Consider the following 15942-nt stretch of genomic DNA (forward strand, 5'->3'; position numbering starts at 1 on the left):
TTAAACCTTATACCAGTCTTCAGATCATATTAAATGAAGATTAAGTAAGCTTTCGATGTTTTTTAAAGCCTTTAATCCTCTAATAAATCTTGAGAATTCACATCATAAAAAATAAATATTATCAAAGAACAATTCTTGGATTTTCTGGCATACTTTTTATTATAGTGTTTATGTCTAAAGAGACATAAAAAAGACAATAAAAAATGAGAACAAGCATCGTTGTTATGATGATCGTCGCATCCAGCCTAGTGGCATCTTGCGGCAAGAAACAAGTAGAATCACAAATTGATACTTCTATTGAGGAAATAGAGGTACCTACTGAAATGAATGAGGAAGAAGTGCTTTCTGAAACTGAGGATTCAGTGGAAGTACTGGAAGAAGTAGCGATTCCTGAGCAATAAAATGCTCCAAAGCTGTCACAAAATTGTGACAGCTTTCTTTTTCCTTTAGAGTCAAGACTGCTATTGATTAGAATCTGGTTTTATTGACATTTTAGAATTGAAAGCACCACACTTTGATTACCCATTTTTCCACACAAATACCCAATAATAAAAAGGCAAGGTGCTACAATTTGTTTTTAAATAAACAGTACATTTATCGCATTAAATGAAAAAACTAAAAGTTTTGAAATCGTCGCTTGCCCTATTCCTTTCAGGAGCGGTATTGCTATGGTCATTTCTTTTATCATTTTCGCCTAACCAAGGATTAAGCTTTTTACAACAAAAAGATGCCGCAGTCAAATCCATTGGCTATGTAGAATTCTTTGCACTTCCTAGCGTATTTGAAGAAGGAAACTCCATCAAAAGTTTTTTAAACGATGGTCTGAACGCAGGAATAAAGAATCAGGAGTTTTCTTGGACAATAAATATCATTAAAAGTATTGATCCCTTTACCCCTTACAAATGGGTTCCTTACCATTACCTGAAACAAATCCTTTTTCCTTTCCATTCTTTTTGGTAAACTTTCATTTTTTATTCGCTTCCCATAAACCTTGGAAAGTTGTAAACCAACCTATTTCCCAAGGCTTTTTGTGAGAAAGCATTTGGCTACCAGCCCATCAAAGCAAGTACATTATCAAGCCTCCATTTAGAATAAAGCTACTGGCTCATTTTCTTCAATTATTTAACCCGGATTATGTAATAGAATTTCTCCGCCCTCACAATATTCAGGGGTAAAGCCTGTACCTGGTTTATGGGAAGTATTGCAATCGAAAGAAAATCTGGCTGTTTGAATATTGAGTCATAGTAGCATTATGGTGAAACAAAAAACAGTAAATAGGTACCTGAATTTAGAGTTATTCAATCAACTTATAAAAGACCTATTGCCTATTTCGGTTCAAGGGTTTTTAGGATAATAATACAAGCTTACATTTTAAAACAAGCAACAGGTATAAACAACGGAGTATTGCTATCAAGACCTATTTTAGTAGTTTAGTTTTTACTAAAAATTCCATAGCATACCCTGTTAAGCAATAGGAGGTTTTCAATTCTCAGATTTGATTGAGACTTATCCTTTCCTTATTACCTATAGCTTAATTAGAAATAATATTAAACAGAAAAGAAATGATTGTAGATATCGAACCAATTAGCTTAGGAATATCCTTAGCTGCAATTTTGGCATTTATTGCCCCTATATACATTAGCAAAAAGAAACAATCCAATATTCAAAAGGCCCATCAAAAAAAGTTTACAGACGAAGCAGAAAAATATGGTTTACTTTTGGGAACAAAGGACTATTGGAGAGGTGGTTATGGAATTGGAATTGATTATGGCAAACAAAAATTGTTTTACATGGACCCAAATGCTCAAATTGAATTTCAATTGATTCCTACCGACTGTATTTCTCATATTGACTTGCAAAAGCAAAGTCGGTCAGTTGGAACTGGTTCAAAAAAAGTAGAAGTGATAGACAAATTATCTTTGATAATAAGTCTATCATCAATATCAGGAACTAAGTCATTTTTGTGTTTCTTTGATGGTGAGAAATACTCCGATTTATCAGGTGAGTGGCCACTAATTCAAAAGTGGAACAGCATCTTATTGGAACAAATGGCCAAAAAAAAGGTCAATAAATAAGCAAAACTTCATTCTTTATAAATCCCGTTTAGAAGCTCTTTTTAAACGGGATTCTTTTTTTATTGCCTTCACTTCTTTTAGCATAATTATATAAAAGTATGCTATTGTACAAAAAGTTATGTATCTATGCTTTTTAAACCATAATTCAAATGAAGTTCCTAAGTTCTCAAATAAGTTACCTGCTTCAAAATAAACCCCATCGTCGAAACTTAAAATTGTTGTTTAGGTTTTTACTCATATTATTTTTGCTGGTAGTGATTTTTACCATCACTTTCCATCTTATCATGTTAAGTGAAGGAAGGTACTTTTCTTGGGTTACCGGACTGTACTGGACCTTTACTGTGATGACCACATTAGGGTTTGGGGACATCACTTTTGAAACCGATTGGGGTCGGATTTATACCATGATTGTATTGCTTTCAGGCATGTTGTTTTTGCTCGTCTTATTCCCTTTTACCTTCATTAATTTTTTCTATTCACCATGGATGAAGGCCCAAGAACAATCCCGAGTGCCCAAAGTATTGGACAATACTATCAGTGAGCATGTCATACTCACCCACTTTGATGAAGTTTCGGAGGCATTAATCAAAAAACTAAAAACCTTCAAAATACCCTATGTGCTTTTGGTGCAAGATTTTTCAGAAGGCTTAAGGTTAAGCGAAATGGATATAGTAGTAATGCTCGGAGACCTGGATGACCCTATAACCTACCAAAATGCGCAGGTAAACAAAGCACTCCTAGTTGCTACTACCTCCTCAGATGTGGCCAATACCAATGTAGCCTTTACCATTAGAGAGGTCAATGAAAACATCCCCATTATTGCCACATGTAATTTCGAAGCCTCTGAAGACATCCTTAGTCTTGCAGGATGCAACAATGTATTGAGCCTAGGGGAAATGATGGGTACCTCCCTTTCAAGAAGAGCGAGCGTAGGTGATGCCAATGCAATGGTCATTGGTAAATTTGAAGAATTAAGCATAGCAGAAGCCACCGTGTCAGGATCAATCCTGGTAGGAAAAACCTTGAGAGAAGCCAAACTCAGAGAAACTGTAGGAATAAATGTTTTGGGTTTTTGGACCAGGGGAGTTTTTCATGCTCCACGTCCCGATGAACCTATTGCCACTAATTCTGTTTTGGTTTTAGCTGGAACAAATGAACAAATCAAAGCCTACAATGCCCATTTTTGTATTAAAAAATCCACTACAGAGCCTCTTGTCATTATTGGAGGAGGAAGAGTAGGAAGGGCAACAGGTATAGCACTTGAGGACAGAAATCTAAATTATAAGATTATAGAAAAACAGGAAAACAGAATCAAAGCCAATAGCAAATACATATTTGGCGATGCGGCAAACTTAGAAGTGCTTGTTGAGGCTGGAATTGAAAAAGCGCCCTGTGTTATAATCACCACACACGATGATGATGTAAACGCTTACCTAACAATTTATTGCAGAAAGCTGCGCCCTGATATTCAAATAATAACCAGGTCTACCCGTGAAAGAAATTTGGACACAATGCATAGAGCAGGAGCTGATTTTGTCATGTCTTATGCTTCAATGGGGGCCAATGCTATTTATAATTTACTTAAGAAAAGTGATATCTTAATGGTAGCTGAAGGTCTTGATTTGCTTAAACTAGAAGTACCAAAACAACTCGTTGGTAAATCAATCGCCTCCTCTTGCATACGCCAACTTACGGGCTGTACCATCATTGCTTTACAACAAGGTGGGAAATTGACGGTAAATCCCGAACCTGATTCGGTTTTAAATAAAAATGATGAAATTATACTAATTGGCACATCTGAAGCTGAAAATTATTTCTTTAAAAAATTTGGATAGAATTACGACTGTTTTTCTAAATGCATTAATTAATTTAATGTGACTACTATACTATATATCAAATAAGGGCTCTTTTTGGCTTCACCTATTCTCTATAGAATACCGAGAATCATACATTTCACAAGCAAATATTTACATAAACAACTTAAAATCAACCTTTAACCCGGATTATGTAATAGGATTTCTCCACCCTGACAATGTCAGGGATGAAGCCTGTCCCGTGTTTACGGGAAGTGTTGCAATCGCAAGAAAATCAGGCTGTTTGGATATTTTAGAATAGCACCGCTATGGTGAAATTGAAAACAGCAACGATTGGGTATTTTGAAGCGATTTCAGCTCGTAATAGATTGTCTATTGCATATTTCGGGTTTAATAACCTATTCTTTACTTTTTCAATACTTAGGTGATGCACAATCTCCAAACAAGCTGTTTTTATTGAACTATCATTTCCCAAAAATGAAAAAAACCTTTAATGAAGGCCTTAAGTTAAACAGGGATAACAATTAAACTTTGATCTTTTAAAATGGCAATTGGGGGAAGTAAAGGTTAACTAAACTATGGCAGTTTCAATAATACTATAGGCCATCTCATCACAATAAATCATTGAATAAACCATTAAAATTGAATTTATTATGCTTATAATTGTAAATTAAAACAAATCGATGGAAAATATTGCAATCAAATCCCCCTAAACATTTCATTTAAGTTTGATCCCACGACTTTGATCCCACGACATGACCAACATTAAAAACTCTTTAGCACTCGCTTTCCTACCTGGCTATTTGTTTTCGAGCAAATATGAGGACCAGGTTAAAAAGAATGAGGATGGTCGGAATCCTCCCGTAACCAAAAATCCTAAAGAAGGAAGTGATCAGGAATTAATAAGGAAATACCTAAAAGGATTGCAGCTGGAAAGCTACGATTATATAAAAGAAATTATCCATCCTGATTTTAAATGTATCAATACCAACACAGACTCCATTCACAATTCCATTGAAGAGATTACGCATTGGAAATCACAACACAACCAATTAAACCACCTTACTTTTAGTGAACCCAAACTCACTAGTGTTCGAGTAAATCGTGGCATTCTAAAAGGAGACTGGACATTGGTTTGGACTACATTTACCGCCTTGGATAGCAAAACTTTAAAATCCATTTCTTACGAATACCACATGGCTATTAAAACGGAAGAAAATAAGATTTTAGAAATTCAAACTTGGCATCAGGTTGATAATGGATAAAAACATCGATAACATTTAATTTAAAGACCAGGTTTTTTATAGACTTTGATGGGTCATTTTTGATTTTTTCCGTATATTTTTACATCTATGCCGGATTATGTTATAGTAATCCTATTGAAGGCTATCTTCACACGTTAAGTATAACATTCAGAAACTCTGTAGCCAAATCAAATGGTTGATTTAATTATTTGAAGTGATTTTAGCACATTCTAGGGGCTCTTTTGCCTAATTTCGGTTAATTAGATTTATTTCTCGCTTTATAACAATCCAAAATAATTAGTATGGACAATTACGTATTGGGTGTAGACTATGGAACAGATTCTGTCAGGTCCATCTTGGTCAATGCCCGCGATGGTATCACCCTTGCTTCCGAAGTTTACAATTACCCTCGCTGGAAAGAAGGGAAATATTGTGATCCAACAAAAAACCAATACAGACAACATCTAAACGACCATTTGGAAGGTCTTACGCACACTGTAAAAGCCGTTATTCAAAAATCAGGCCTACCAAAATCACAAATTAAGGGGATTTGTGTCGATACCACTGGGTCATCTCCTTTACCGGTAAATAAAGAAGGTCAGGCATTGGCACTAACTGATCAATTCTCAGAAAACCCCAATGCCCAAATGATTTTGTGGAAAGACCATACTTCAGTAGCAGAGGCAGATGAAATCAATCACCTGGCAAGAACATGGGGAGGTGAAGATTTTACAAAATACGAAGGAGGTATCTACTCTTCAGAATGGTTTTGGGCAAAGATATTGCATATTATAAGAGTGGATCCTCAAGTAGCCGAAGCGGCTTATTCTTGGATGGAACACTGTGATTATTTGACTTTTACCCTGATTGGAGGAACAGACCCAATTGCTTTCAAAAGAAGCAGGTGCGCTGCAGGGCATAAAGCACTCTGGCATGAAAGCTGGGGAGGTCTTCCTGAGGATGAATTTTTGGAGAAACTAGATCCAAGGTTAGTGAAATTAAAAGCGCAACTTTATAAGGAAACCTATACTTCTGATCAAGCAGCAGGATTACTTTCCAAAGAATGGGCAGAAAAGCTCGATTTGGAAGAAGGTATTCCAGTGGCTGTGGGTACTTTTGATGCCCATGCTGGAGCCATTGGTGGGGAAGTAGAAGAAGGTACGCTTGTAAAAGTTATGGGCACCTCCACCTGTGACATTATGGTAAGTTCTTATGCATCTTTAGAACACACTACTGTCAAGGGTATATGTGGTCAGGTGGATGGCTCTGTCATCCCTGGTAAAATTGGACTTGAAGCTGGTCAATCGGCTTTTGGTGATGTTTTGGCATGGTTTGTAAAGTTGCTTCTTAAACCTGTTAGGAAAACGATCAATGATTCCTCAATGGGTGAAGAGCTAAAGAAACAAACGATCGATCTTTTGGAGCAGAACTTGATATTGACACTCTCCAGCGAAGCAGAGAAAATATCTGCGGAAACCACACAGGTATTGGCCTTAGACTGGATCAACGGGAGAAGAACTCCTGATGCAAACCAAAACCTAAAAGGCGCCCTAAAAGGACTGGATATGGGCTCGGATGCAGCTCATGTATTCAAAGCTTTGGTTGAGAGTATTTGCTTTGGATCAAAAAGGATAATAGAAAGGTTTAGACAAGAAGGCGTAAACATAGAACAAGTTATTGGTCTTGGTGGCGTGGCTAAAAAATCATCATTGGTCATGCAGACATTGGCAGACGTACTAAATATGCCTATAAAAGTGGCTAAATCTGAACAAGCCCCAGCATTAGGTGCTGCTATATATGCTGCCACTGCAGCTGGCATTTACCCTAACGTGACTGAAGCCATAGCAGCTATGGGGAATGGTTTTGATAAAGTCTATCAACCAAATGCTTCAAATGCTAAAATCTACGAGGCAAAATATGAGAATTACCTCTCCTTTGGGGACTTTATTGAGAGTCAAATCTGATTGATTAATCCATATTCCATCAACAAATTCCTTTGAAAACTAAGAGTGGCAACCAGATTAGGTTGCCACTCTTTTTATTTTACCCTGTTTTGTCTTCAAGAGCCCCAATACATAGTCCTTTAATATTCAGCAATATAAGTTTTCTCAATATCCAGTTAAAAACTTGGTTTTTATACTGAAATTCGCTAACATTAATTCGATAATTAGTGATAAAATCCTAAACAAAAATTTAAATCTAAAGTTTATTTTAAGATTACAATTTTATATTTTGATCGGTACATTTGAAATGTATCTCAAAAATCACCAGGACAATATGATTCACCACTTCTCAGAAAAAATGTATGAAAAAATTCAACTACTTTGTCTTTGTTTTACTGATATTTAATTCAGCCTGTTTGTCACAGAGAGACTTTATCGCAGAATACGATTACAATTATAAAGGTGCCTTTAAAAAATACAAAACCTTCGGGTTTGTGGCAGAAGAAGGGAAAAACGAAAGAGATTTCACCGGAATTATTGAAAAATCAATCTCCTCACGCCTTGGATCTCAGGGATTTAGAGAAAGAGACAACAATCCAGACCTCCTTATTATTCACAAATTATACATGAGTGAAGTACGCTATAGAGGTTACAATCAACCGAATTTCGATTATTGGCTTAAAAAGCAAGGAATTGAACTTGTAGAAGAATCTGTCTTAGATAGTCTGGAAAGGCAAAAAAGAGGCGAAAACTACAATGCCATTAAATACACACAAAATGATGGAATGCTTGTCGTTTTAGTAATCGACCACAAAAAAGGAAACACAATCTGGCAAGGATATACTTCAGCTTATTTTGACTACAACTCACCTAATATTCATATTGACTTGACCAGGGCCACTTATAAGGTAATGGATCAATTCAAAATTTTGACCAGAAACTAAGGTTGACGAATTTTATTTCCTCCATTAAGCAATCGAGTTTTCATAAAATAATGACACTGCACCAGAAAATATTAATTATTGGTGCAGTGTCATTTTAAATTCTTTCTATAAAACACCTTTGTCTCATTGCCTATCTGTATCTTTGCAATATGGAGATGAATAAGCAAACAGGTAGTGAAACTTTTTTAAAAAGGCTTTCTTTAAACAGTTTCAATAAGATGCAATTGGAATTTATGGAAAAGGCCAAAGCTGAAGCTCCCCTAATGCTTTTGGCTCCAACAGGTTCTGGAAAAACCCTGGCATTTCTCATTCCCATGATTCAGCATCTGGAAGTAAATGATTCTTCCGCACTAATCATTGTCCCATCAAGAGAGTTGGCTTTACAAATAATGGAGGTTTTCAAATCGCTGAAGACTAATTTCCATGCTTGTATCTGCTATGGTGGGCATTCTATGAAAACAGAAGAAAATAGGCTTAACGAAAAGCCACAGTTGATAATAGGTACACCAGGAAGACTATCTGAGCATGTTCAGAAAGGCAATCTAAATGACATTAACATAAGTTTGGTTGTACTCGACGAGTTTGATAAATCCTTACAGTTTGGTTTTCATGAACAATTGAGAGTTATCTTTGAACGGCTTTCTCATGAGCAGAAATATTTCCTAACCTCTGCCACCATCCTTGAAAATATTCCAGATTTCCTTCCTTTTAAAGACTATGAAAAGGTTAGTTTTTTGAATGAGGGTGAGGTAATGACCTTATTGTTGCAACTCGTCAGAACTTCTAGTGTTGAGAAAATAGACACCTTAATGCGGTTAGTGGCAGATTTTGGAAAGGAAAGCACCCTGGTTTTTTGCAATCACAGAGATGCTGTAGATCGCATAAGTCTACTTTTGACAGATTTCGGATTCCAACATGCAGTGCTTCACGGTGGATTGGAACAAATCGATCGTGAAAAAAACCTAATCAAATTCAGAAGCGGCACCCACCAGTTGCTCATTGCTACCGACCTTGCATCCAGAGGATTAGACATCCCAGAAATTAAGCATGTTGTCCATTACCAACTTCCTCCAAAAAAGGATGCCTTTATACATAGAAATGGTAGAACAGCTAGAATGATGGCTGAAGGTCAGAGCTATTTGGTGCTTGCCCATGAGGAATCCTTGCCTGATTATGTAGACAATAACCTACCAGAATACGAACTTCGCCAAGACTTCAAAGTCCCTGAACCATCGAACCTGACTTGTGTTTATATCAGTGTAGGGAAAAAGAACAAAATCAGCAAGGGCGATGTTGTTGGCTTTTTCACTAAAAAAGGCGGCTTAAAAGGATCTGATATAGGTATGATCAGCATTCTAGACAATGCCACCTATGTGGCTGTAACTACTGACAAAGTAGACGATCTTTTCGCCAATACAGATGGAGAAAAACTTAAAAAACTAAAAGTAAAAATGGAAGTGGCCAATTAATACTTGGCTTTTATGTGCCAGTAAAGTTTTAAGCAGGTCCTTATTAATATTAGCTCCTATTTCATCTCATTTAACCTTACTCCCAACCAGTGTTTTTCAATGCCGGGTCATTTTCTTTCTTGAGAAAATCCGCATTCGAAAGCGTTTCAGCCTCCCAATTTAAAATGGCTTCGTCAGGGATCGGTTCCAAAGCCACTTTCCATGCAGTAGAAGTCTCGCTATATGCAATATTGGACTGGGAATTAAAACAGGATATAATGGACCACCTTGGTGAATCAGAAAGGTTGGCTGCGGACCTGTGCAATAGGTTACTATGAAAAAAAAGTGCATCTCCAGGCTCTATTTCACAATAAACAAGCTCCATGGTTTTCAAAGCATTCTCTACCATTACCATATCCGCTCCCACCTGTTCTCCTGCAAACCCATGGTTTACCCTTCCTAGTTTATGCGAACCTTTGATTACCTGCAAACAGCCATTCTGTTTATTTGCCTCAGTAAGGGCTACCATTACGCTAATCAATTGGTCAGGAAACATAAACTGATTTTTGTACCAATAGCCATAATCTTGATGCCATTCCCATGCCCCACCTACCTTGGGTTCCTTCTGCATAAGTTTGGAATGAAAGTGGCAAACAGGAGCCTCTCCTTCTAGCAATTGACCTACAGAATTCACCATCTTTTCACTCCTAGTCAAATAGCCAAAGACATCATTTCCAGGTTTAAACCACAAAGAAAGCCTTGTTTTTTTACCGGATTGATCATTTAGATCCATGGCATTTTTACTCATGGCTTCATCCTCAATGGCCACCTTATAAAGCTTGTTCGTTTCCTCCTTGCTACAAAAACCTTTTACAAGTACGTAGCCATCTCTGTGATATTGCGCAATTTGTTCTTCGTTCAATTTCATATCCAATATAAAAGAAGTATAAGCTCTTGAAATAAATTTAATCTTAAATTCCTTAATTAATATTCTTGATCCTAAATCCTCAAATTACCATTATTGAGGAGACTGCCTCCAAATAAATCCAACTATTCAGAATCACTGCCATGAATTCTTTATTTAATCCAAATTACCAAAACATTATTAAATATGAAGGAAATTCACCTCTAAATCAAATCGTTGATTATTTAATTTTATCTAAAAAAGGGAATACAATAAGTCAGAACGCTAAATTTTCATCCTTCTAAACTAAATTTTACAAGTCCTTGTAGATTCCAAGTGAAAAATTTTGGTTTTAAGTATTATCAAGTATTAACTTACTACTTCATTGAATTCTAAAGAATGAAATATTTAATCCTGATTCCAATCAGCCTTCTGATAATAGCTACCTGGGCATGTAAAGAAGAGGCACCTGAAACTGTCACTGTGGTTCCTCATAATAACATCATGCAATACCTAGAGCAGGAATCAAAAAGCTTGACGGAGCACTTTTCTGCAAAATCTATCTCTACAGAAGAATGGGATTCAATTCGACCAGTTAAGTACCATCAATTTATAGAAATGATGGGTTTCAACATGGAGGAAGACAGGGATCCTCCCAAAGTCTACCCTAGAGGCACATTGAAACAAGATGGCTTTCATATTGAGAAGTTTTATTATGAATCCTTACCCAATTTATTTGTTCCTGCCAATCTTTATGTACCTGACAATATATCAAATCCCCGCGCTGCTGTTATTTACCTATCAGGCCATTCCCATGGTCAAAAAGTGAATTACCAGGCACACGCAAGAAGGTTAGCGGAACTTGGTTTTATTACTTTGATTTTTGACACCATTCAATTTGGAGAGGTTGGGGGAGATCATTGGGGGCCTTATAACAAAGGCTGGTTCAATTGGTATTCTCGAGGTTATAATCCTGCGGCCGTAGAGCTTTGGAATGCCATAAGGGGCCTGGACTACCTTGCTACACGTGTTGACGTGGACATGGATAATATTGGTATCACCGGCATTTCAGGAGGCGGCTCCCAAAGCTGGTACTTTGCTGCAGCAGATCCAAGAGTAAAAGCAGCAGCACCTGTTTGCGGAGCGGGAACCATGGACTCGCAGGTAGGCGAAAGAAGGATTGATGGTCACTGTGATTGTATGATGATCAACAATGGTTTCCAAATGGATTTCACAGACATAGGAGCTTTAATTGCACCCAAGCCTTTGCTTATTGCCCAATCGGATAGGGATGAACTCTATGGAATTGAGTCTACCCGTCAGTTTTACAATTCCTTATCGGAATTCTATAGCAAGTTTGGAGCGGAAAATAATATCTCTCTGGTTGAAACAACTGGTGGGCATTCCTATCATCCGGTTTCCAGAAAAGCCATTTTCTCCTTTTTCCTCCACCACCTTATGGACAAAAATGTAGCGCCGGAAACAATAGCAGATATAGAAACCAATGCTGAAAACCTGCTTCCAGCAGATAGTCTAAATGTATACAATGGCACGCCGCCAGCTACGGATATTACCAAAACAATACAGTACTCTTTCATCCAAACAGCTGAACCTCCAATAATAAACAGTCGAGACGCGCTAATTGCCCAGCAAAATAAAGTTAAGGACTACCTTAAAACAAGAACCTTTGGAGCATTCCCTGATTCAGCGTTGGCTTTTGATGGAGAAATGATATACAGAACAGCGGATTTATCCAAGTTCGGGAATAACACCTATAGTTTTAACAGTGAAAAGGGCTGGAGACTCAAAGTGAATATATTTTACCGTCAACCTCAAGAGGAGAAATCTCCACTCCTTTTAGTATTAAGAAGCCCGGGAGAAGAACGATGGGAAAGCGAAGGCTATGCAAATAAAATGGCTGAGAATCACAATATCGCCTACCTGGAAGTCAGGGGTGTTGGAGAAGTGGGTTGGGCTCCAGAACTCAATTGGCATGTTAGACGAGCTGCTGCCTGGATAGGAAGAACCAAAGCCTCTATGCAGGTATATGATGCCATGCGGGCATTGGAATTTTGCAGGACCTTACCTGAAGTAGCCCCTACAAAAATCAGTATTGCTGGTAGAGATGGAATGGCCACAATAGCCATGTATGCAGCCTTGATGGATGAGAAATGTGAAAGCATGTACCTGTCAAACCCACCCGAAACGCACAATCAAACAAGTCCAAAAAATGGAAGAGATTTTGCCTTAGAACTATTGAATGTGCTGCGTATTACGGATGCTTATCAAATTCCCGCTTTAGCCTATCCTACCAAAACCTATCTTTTGAATGAAATCCCTCCTGCATATGCTTGGTCGGATACTGTATTGAACAAGGCTGTTAATGAGCAATTGTACATTGTCAATTAATATAAAACCCCTTCTTTCACTATAGGAGCTACAGTTTTTATCCAATTTGTACTCCCTTATATTTTACCATCCCCAACAGGGCGAATAAATCCTATTACATAATCTGGGTTTAATCAAACACATTTGGTGCAAAGCAATATAAATTGGCCATTTATTTTGTTTTTTATTAAATATATTTAATTTTATAAGGACAAATCCAACACTACCTAATAAGACCAATGTATTGATTGCTTTTTTGTTCTTTTTTCTTTTAATAGAACAAAAGAAATTCTACCAGTTCAATAGAAGTCAATCATTGTCTTGCTGAAACTACTAGTTTTCGATTTCCTGCTTTTGAGCGAACCAATTATTCTTCAAGCTACAAAATACCACTATCAACTTCGGGTTAAATAATCAATTGATCCATGAATAAAGCTCTTAAAGGTTCCAGTTTTTTATTCTATTTTCTCACAATAATTGTGTTTTTCATCCTAGGAGGTATGTTCTCAGGATACATGGGTGTAGGCAAAAATCAAGGATTAGCTGGAGCAACGATAGTATTTGGCTATGCCCTAATGTATGCTTTTGGTGCCTTAATCCTAGCAATAATATTGGCAGGTAGATTAAAAACAAAAGTCATCGTTTATACCAATTTTATCCTATTTGTTGTAATGTGTATTCTTCTCTTTCTTGGATACATGCGTCATTTAGAATTAGAGAAAAGCAAGGTTCCTGCCCAACAAAAGCAAATCACCCCCAAACCAACTGTCCCGGTCCAGCCAGTCCTCAATATCCAATTTGATAATGGCATGGGCCAGGGCTTCTTTAGCCCTAATTTTTCAGAAAATGACAAACTGTATTTTTATTCCCCATCAAACCCAAATGCATGGAATGGCCTTGGAAAAGTTATAGACAGTTTGGTGTTTTTTAAAAACCAGAATGGACAATATGACATCCAATATGCACCCCCTTACTTTTTCCCTGAAATAGTAAAACTAGATTACGATTGGCTGATGATAAAAGTGCTTACTTCCGGGAAGTTTATGCTGGAAGTGGAGATAAACAAAGAAACGGGTCAATCAGTACTTATAGATAAATTCAGTGGCAAGCTAATCTATTGGCCGGAGTTTATTCTGAACATAAATAGTGTGGAAATTCTTGATGAGTTCCCACAAAAGGTATTGATTAAACCTTTAGAAAATGCTTCGATTAACACTAGACCATATGATTTTTTGCAACCTATAGCGGTCCGTGGTGATTGGCTAAAAGTAAACCTTACAGACAAAGATTTCTCAAGCCTAGACCAAGGATGGATAAAATGGAGATCAGATGGAAAGTTAATTATCCGTTACAGTTTATTCAGTTAATTGCCTAATAGGGCAATGAACCTTCTTTGCCCTATTGAAATAAATTCCATTTAACATTTTATACAAATAAAAACCACAGCGGGCTGTATTTTTTCTACCAGAGATGTTAGCCCCTGATAGAAGATACGATTTTGCTGTAATTGTTTCTTTTTCTTTTAACCCGGATTATGTAATAGAATTTCTCCGCCCTGACAATGTCAGGGGTGAAGCCTGTCCCGAGTTTACGGGAAGTGTTGCAATCGCAAGAAAATCAGTCTGTTTGGATATTTTAGCATAGCACCGCTATGGTTAAATTCAAAACAGCAACGAAGTGGCTGATTTTGAAGCGATTTCAGCACGTAATAGATTGTCTATTGCATATTTCGGGTTTAACAACCCAGCCAATATCAACTCATTAAGATTTTAAGAGGGCGGTTTTGATGTCTTTGATTCTTGATTTAAGTGTAGTTTCAGCCATATCCACCTCATCAGTAGTTGCCAATAAAAAGTCTTTGACTGCACCTTCATGATCCTTAGACTTACCTTGTTTCATGTCCACATACCGCATGGTTGTCCACATCAATGTTTTCAGCTCTTCCTTATTATCATCCGTCATGTAATATTCCACAATTACTGAATGGTGGTCATGCCAAATCACCCTACTCATAATTCTCACCCACTCCCCTACTCTAGCTGGCCTTACATAGGAAATACTGTGATTATAAACTACCCAAGCTGCCTGGTATTTACGGATAAAATCCATCATCTCCACACCATATAATTTGGGAACTTGGTCTTCTCTGGCATTGAAAAAATAATCGAAATATTTCGCATTATTGAGATGCTGTAAAGGGTCGCAATCCTGAAATCTGATGACTACCCTACTTTCTGTCTCTTTTGGATAGTGTTTGTCTTTATTGTATTCGAACATAACTGTTTAAGTTTAATGCTAATATCTTGCAAAGATATATGATTTAAATCATTGTGTAATTTAGATTAATATTCATTAACTTAATGCAAACTAAAAAGCTATCATGAAGATACTGGTTCCAACGGATTTATCTGAAAATGCAGACAATGCACTCACATTTGCTGTGTCCTATGCCCAGCAGCAATGTGCTTCCATTACCTTGATTTTCTCTTATTTTGCAGTTTACGATTTTGCTGCCGAAGCGGCTAGAATGGCCCAAACAATCGAAAGCAATGCGAACTCTGAATTACAGAAAATAAAAGAAAGGTTAGGAAATACCGTAGACATCGATTACAAAATCATTCAGGGTACTGTATCTACCGCCATCTTTTCTACAGCAAACAATGGGGACTTTGACCTTATCATCATGGGTACCCAGGGTGCTAGCGGCATTAAGAAAAACCTTATTGGTTCTAATACTGCTACTGTCATCAAAGAAAGTGCCATACCTGTAATAGCTGTACCGTTTTGTTCTTCCTTTGAAAGTATAAAAAACATCAAAGTAGCCGTTGATTTGAAGAATGAAAAAGAAGGTGTTTTCAAAAAACTAATCACACTTACCGAAACCTGGAACTTGCCCTATAAAATTATTCACGTCGAGAATAAACCAGACTTTAATAAAGACATCATTTTTAAAGGATTGGAAGCCTATTTAAATGAAAACTTTCCTGATAGTGAGTTTACTTTTGAAAAGCTACAAGAAGTGAATACAGATAAAGGCTTAGAAAATTACATCAAAAATAAATCGGACAGCCTACTTGTCATGTTTTCTAAAGACCGAGGTTTTCTAGATTTTATATTTAAAAATAGCCATAGTGCCAAAATGGTTTACCATACACACATTCCCCTTCTGGTCATCAAATAGA

At 37.0% G+C, this 15942-nt stretch carries 13 protein-coding genes; 11 read left to right on the top strand and 2 right to left on the bottom strand.

Features of this window, described 5'->3' with window-relative positions; all coding sequences use genetic code 11:
- The first annotated feature begins 203 nt into the window (after positions 1–203).
- The 8 genes from AC13EX_RS08785 to AC13EX_RS08820 all read left to right on the top strand — a co-directional run bounded on the left by AC13EX_RS08785 (position 204) and on the right by AC13EX_RS08820 (position 9489).
- Positions 204–401: a hypothetical protein gene (locus AC13EX_RS08785; RefSeq protein ID WP_048642968.1), complete on the top strand. Its 198-nt coding sequence runs from the start codon at positions 204–206 to the stop codon at positions 399–401.
- 205 nt (positions 402–606) lie between these two features.
- Positions 607–960: a hypothetical protein gene (locus AC13EX_RS08790; protein WP_048642967.1), complete on the top strand. Its 354-nt coding sequence runs from the start codon at positions 607–609 to the stop codon at positions 958–960.
- Positions 961–1562: 602 nt separating this feature from the next.
- The gene (locus AC13EX_RS08795; protein ID WP_482892387.1) at positions 1563–2075 is read left to right on the top strand and encodes a hypothetical protein; all 513 of its coding nucleotides are present in this window, start codon (positions 1563–1565) and stop codon (positions 2073–2075) included.
- Positions 2076–2224: 149 nt separating this feature from the next.
- Positions 2225–3910 (top strand): potassium channel family protein, encoded by a 1686-nt coding sequence (locus tag AC13EX_RS08800; protein ID WP_482892388.1) that lies wholly within the window; start codon positions 2225–2227, stop codon positions 3908–3910.
- A 734-nt stretch (positions 3911–4644) separates the two neighbouring features.
- A complete protein-coding gene (locus tag AC13EX_RS08805) occupies positions 4645–5154 on the top strand; it encodes a hypothetical protein (RefSeq protein WP_048642964.1) in 510 nt (169 codons plus the stop codon).
- Between the two features lie 281 nt (positions 5155–5435).
- Positions 5436–7097: a ribulokinase gene (locus AC13EX_RS08810; RefSeq protein WP_482892389.1), complete on the top strand. Its 1662-nt coding sequence runs from the start codon at positions 5436–5438 to the stop codon at positions 7095–7097.
- 341 nt (positions 7098–7438) lie between these two features.
- Positions 7439–8020 (top strand): DUF4136 domain-containing protein, encoded by a 582-nt coding sequence (locus AC13EX_RS08815; RefSeq protein ID WP_048642962.1) that lies wholly within the window; start codon positions 7439–7441, stop codon positions 8018–8020.
- 218 nt (positions 8021–8238) lie between these two features.
- Complete coding sequence (locus AC13EX_RS08820; protein WP_482892390.1) at positions 8239–9489, top strand: DEAD/DEAH box helicase; 1251 nt, start codon at positions 8239–8241, stop codon at positions 9487–9489.
- Between the two features lie 76 nt (positions 9490–9565).
- Here AC13EX_RS08820 and AC13EX_RS08825 read toward each other — a convergent pair whose 3' ends face one another.
- Positions 9566–10396 carry a phytanoyl-CoA dioxygenase family protein gene (locus AC13EX_RS08825; protein ID WP_339716263.1) on the bottom strand — a complete coding sequence of 277 codons (831 nt, stop codon included), beginning with the start codon at positions 10394–10396 and terminating at the stop codon, positions 9566–9568.
- 375 nt (positions 10397–10771) lie between these two features.
- Between AC13EX_RS08825 and AC13EX_RS08830 the strand changes: the two genes are divergently transcribed.
- On the top strand, positions 10772–12781 hold the full coding sequence (locus AC13EX_RS08830) for an alpha/beta hydrolase family protein (protein ID WP_482892391.1): 2010 nt from the start codon (positions 10772–10774) through the stop codon (positions 12779–12781).
- A gap of 404 nt (positions 12782–13185) precedes the next feature.
- A complete protein-coding gene (locus AC13EX_RS08835) occupies positions 13186–14127 on the top strand; it encodes a hypothetical protein (protein ID WP_048642958.1) in 942 nt (313 codons plus the stop codon).
- Between the two features lie 394 nt (positions 14128–14521).
- On the opposite strand, the gene AC13EX_RS08840 is transcribed toward AC13EX_RS08835, so the two are convergent.
- On the bottom strand, positions 14522–15037 hold the full coding sequence (locus AC13EX_RS08840; protein WP_048642957.1) for an acyl-CoA thioesterase: 516 nt from the start codon (positions 15035–15037) through the stop codon (positions 14522–14524).
- 103 nt (positions 15038–15140) lie between these two features.
- Here AC13EX_RS08840 and AC13EX_RS08845 point away from each other — a divergent pair, with 103 nt between their 5' ends.
- Positions 15141–15941 carry a universal stress protein gene (locus AC13EX_RS08845; protein ID WP_339716254.1) on the top strand — a complete coding sequence of 267 codons (801 nt, stop codon included), beginning with the start codon at positions 15141–15143 and terminating at the stop codon, positions 15939–15941.
- The last annotated feature ends 1 nt before the right edge of the window (position 15942 follow it).

It is taken from the genome of Cyclobacterium sp. L-R (genome assembly GCF_056859355.1).

Excerpts from the sequence above, each read along its gene's own strand:
- AC13EX_RS08840 (WP_048642957.1), bottom strand. The coding sequence starts at position 15,037 with ATGTTCGAATACAATAAAGACAAACACTATCCAAAAGAGACAGAAAGT.
- AC13EX_RS08800 (WP_482892388.1), top strand. The coding sequence starts at position 2,225 with ATGAAGTTCCTAAGTTCTCAAATAAGTTACCTGCTTCAAAATAAACCC.
- AC13EX_RS08835 (WP_048642958.1), top strand. The coding sequence starts at position 13,186 with ATGAATAAAGCTCTTAAAGGTTCCAGTTTTTTATTCTATTTTCTCACA.
- AC13EX_RS08830 (WP_482892391.1), top strand. The coding sequence starts at position 10,772 with ATGAAATATTTAATCCTGATTCCAATCAGCCTTCTGATAATAGCTACC.
- AC13EX_RS08795 (WP_482892387.1), top strand. The coding sequence starts at position 1,563 with ATGATTGTAGATATCGAACCAATTAGCTTAGGAATATCCTTAGCTGCA.
- AC13EX_RS08815 (WP_048642962.1), top strand. The coding sequence starts at position 7,439 with ATGAAAAAATTCAACTACTTTGTCTTTGTTTTACTGATATTTAATTCA.
- AC13EX_RS08810 (WP_482892389.1), top strand. The coding sequence starts at position 5,436 with ATGGACAATTACGTATTGGGTGTAGACTATGGAACAGATTCTGTCAGG.
- AC13EX_RS08785 (WP_048642968.1), top strand. The coding sequence starts at position 204 with ATGAGAACAAGCATCGTTGTTATGATGATCGTCGCATCCAGCCTAGTG.
- AC13EX_RS08820 (WP_482892390.1), top strand. The coding sequence starts at position 8,239 with ATGCAATTGGAATTTATGGAAAAGGCCAAAGCTGAAGCTCCCCTAATG.
- AC13EX_RS08845 (WP_339716254.1), top strand. The coding sequence starts at position 15,141 with ATGAAGATACTGGTTCCAACGGATTTATCTGAAAATGCAGACAATGCA.
- AC13EX_RS08825 (WP_339716263.1), bottom strand. The coding sequence starts at position 10,396 with ATGAAATTGAACGAAGAACAAATTGCGCAATATCACAGAGATGGCTAC.
- AC13EX_RS08805 (WP_048642964.1), top strand. The coding sequence starts at position 4,645 with ATGACCAACATTAAAAACTCTTTAGCACTCGCTTTCCTACCTGGCTAT.
- AC13EX_RS08790 (WP_048642967.1), top strand. The coding sequence starts at position 607 with ATGAAAAAACTAAAAGTTTTGAAATCGTCGCTTGCCCTATTCCTTTCA.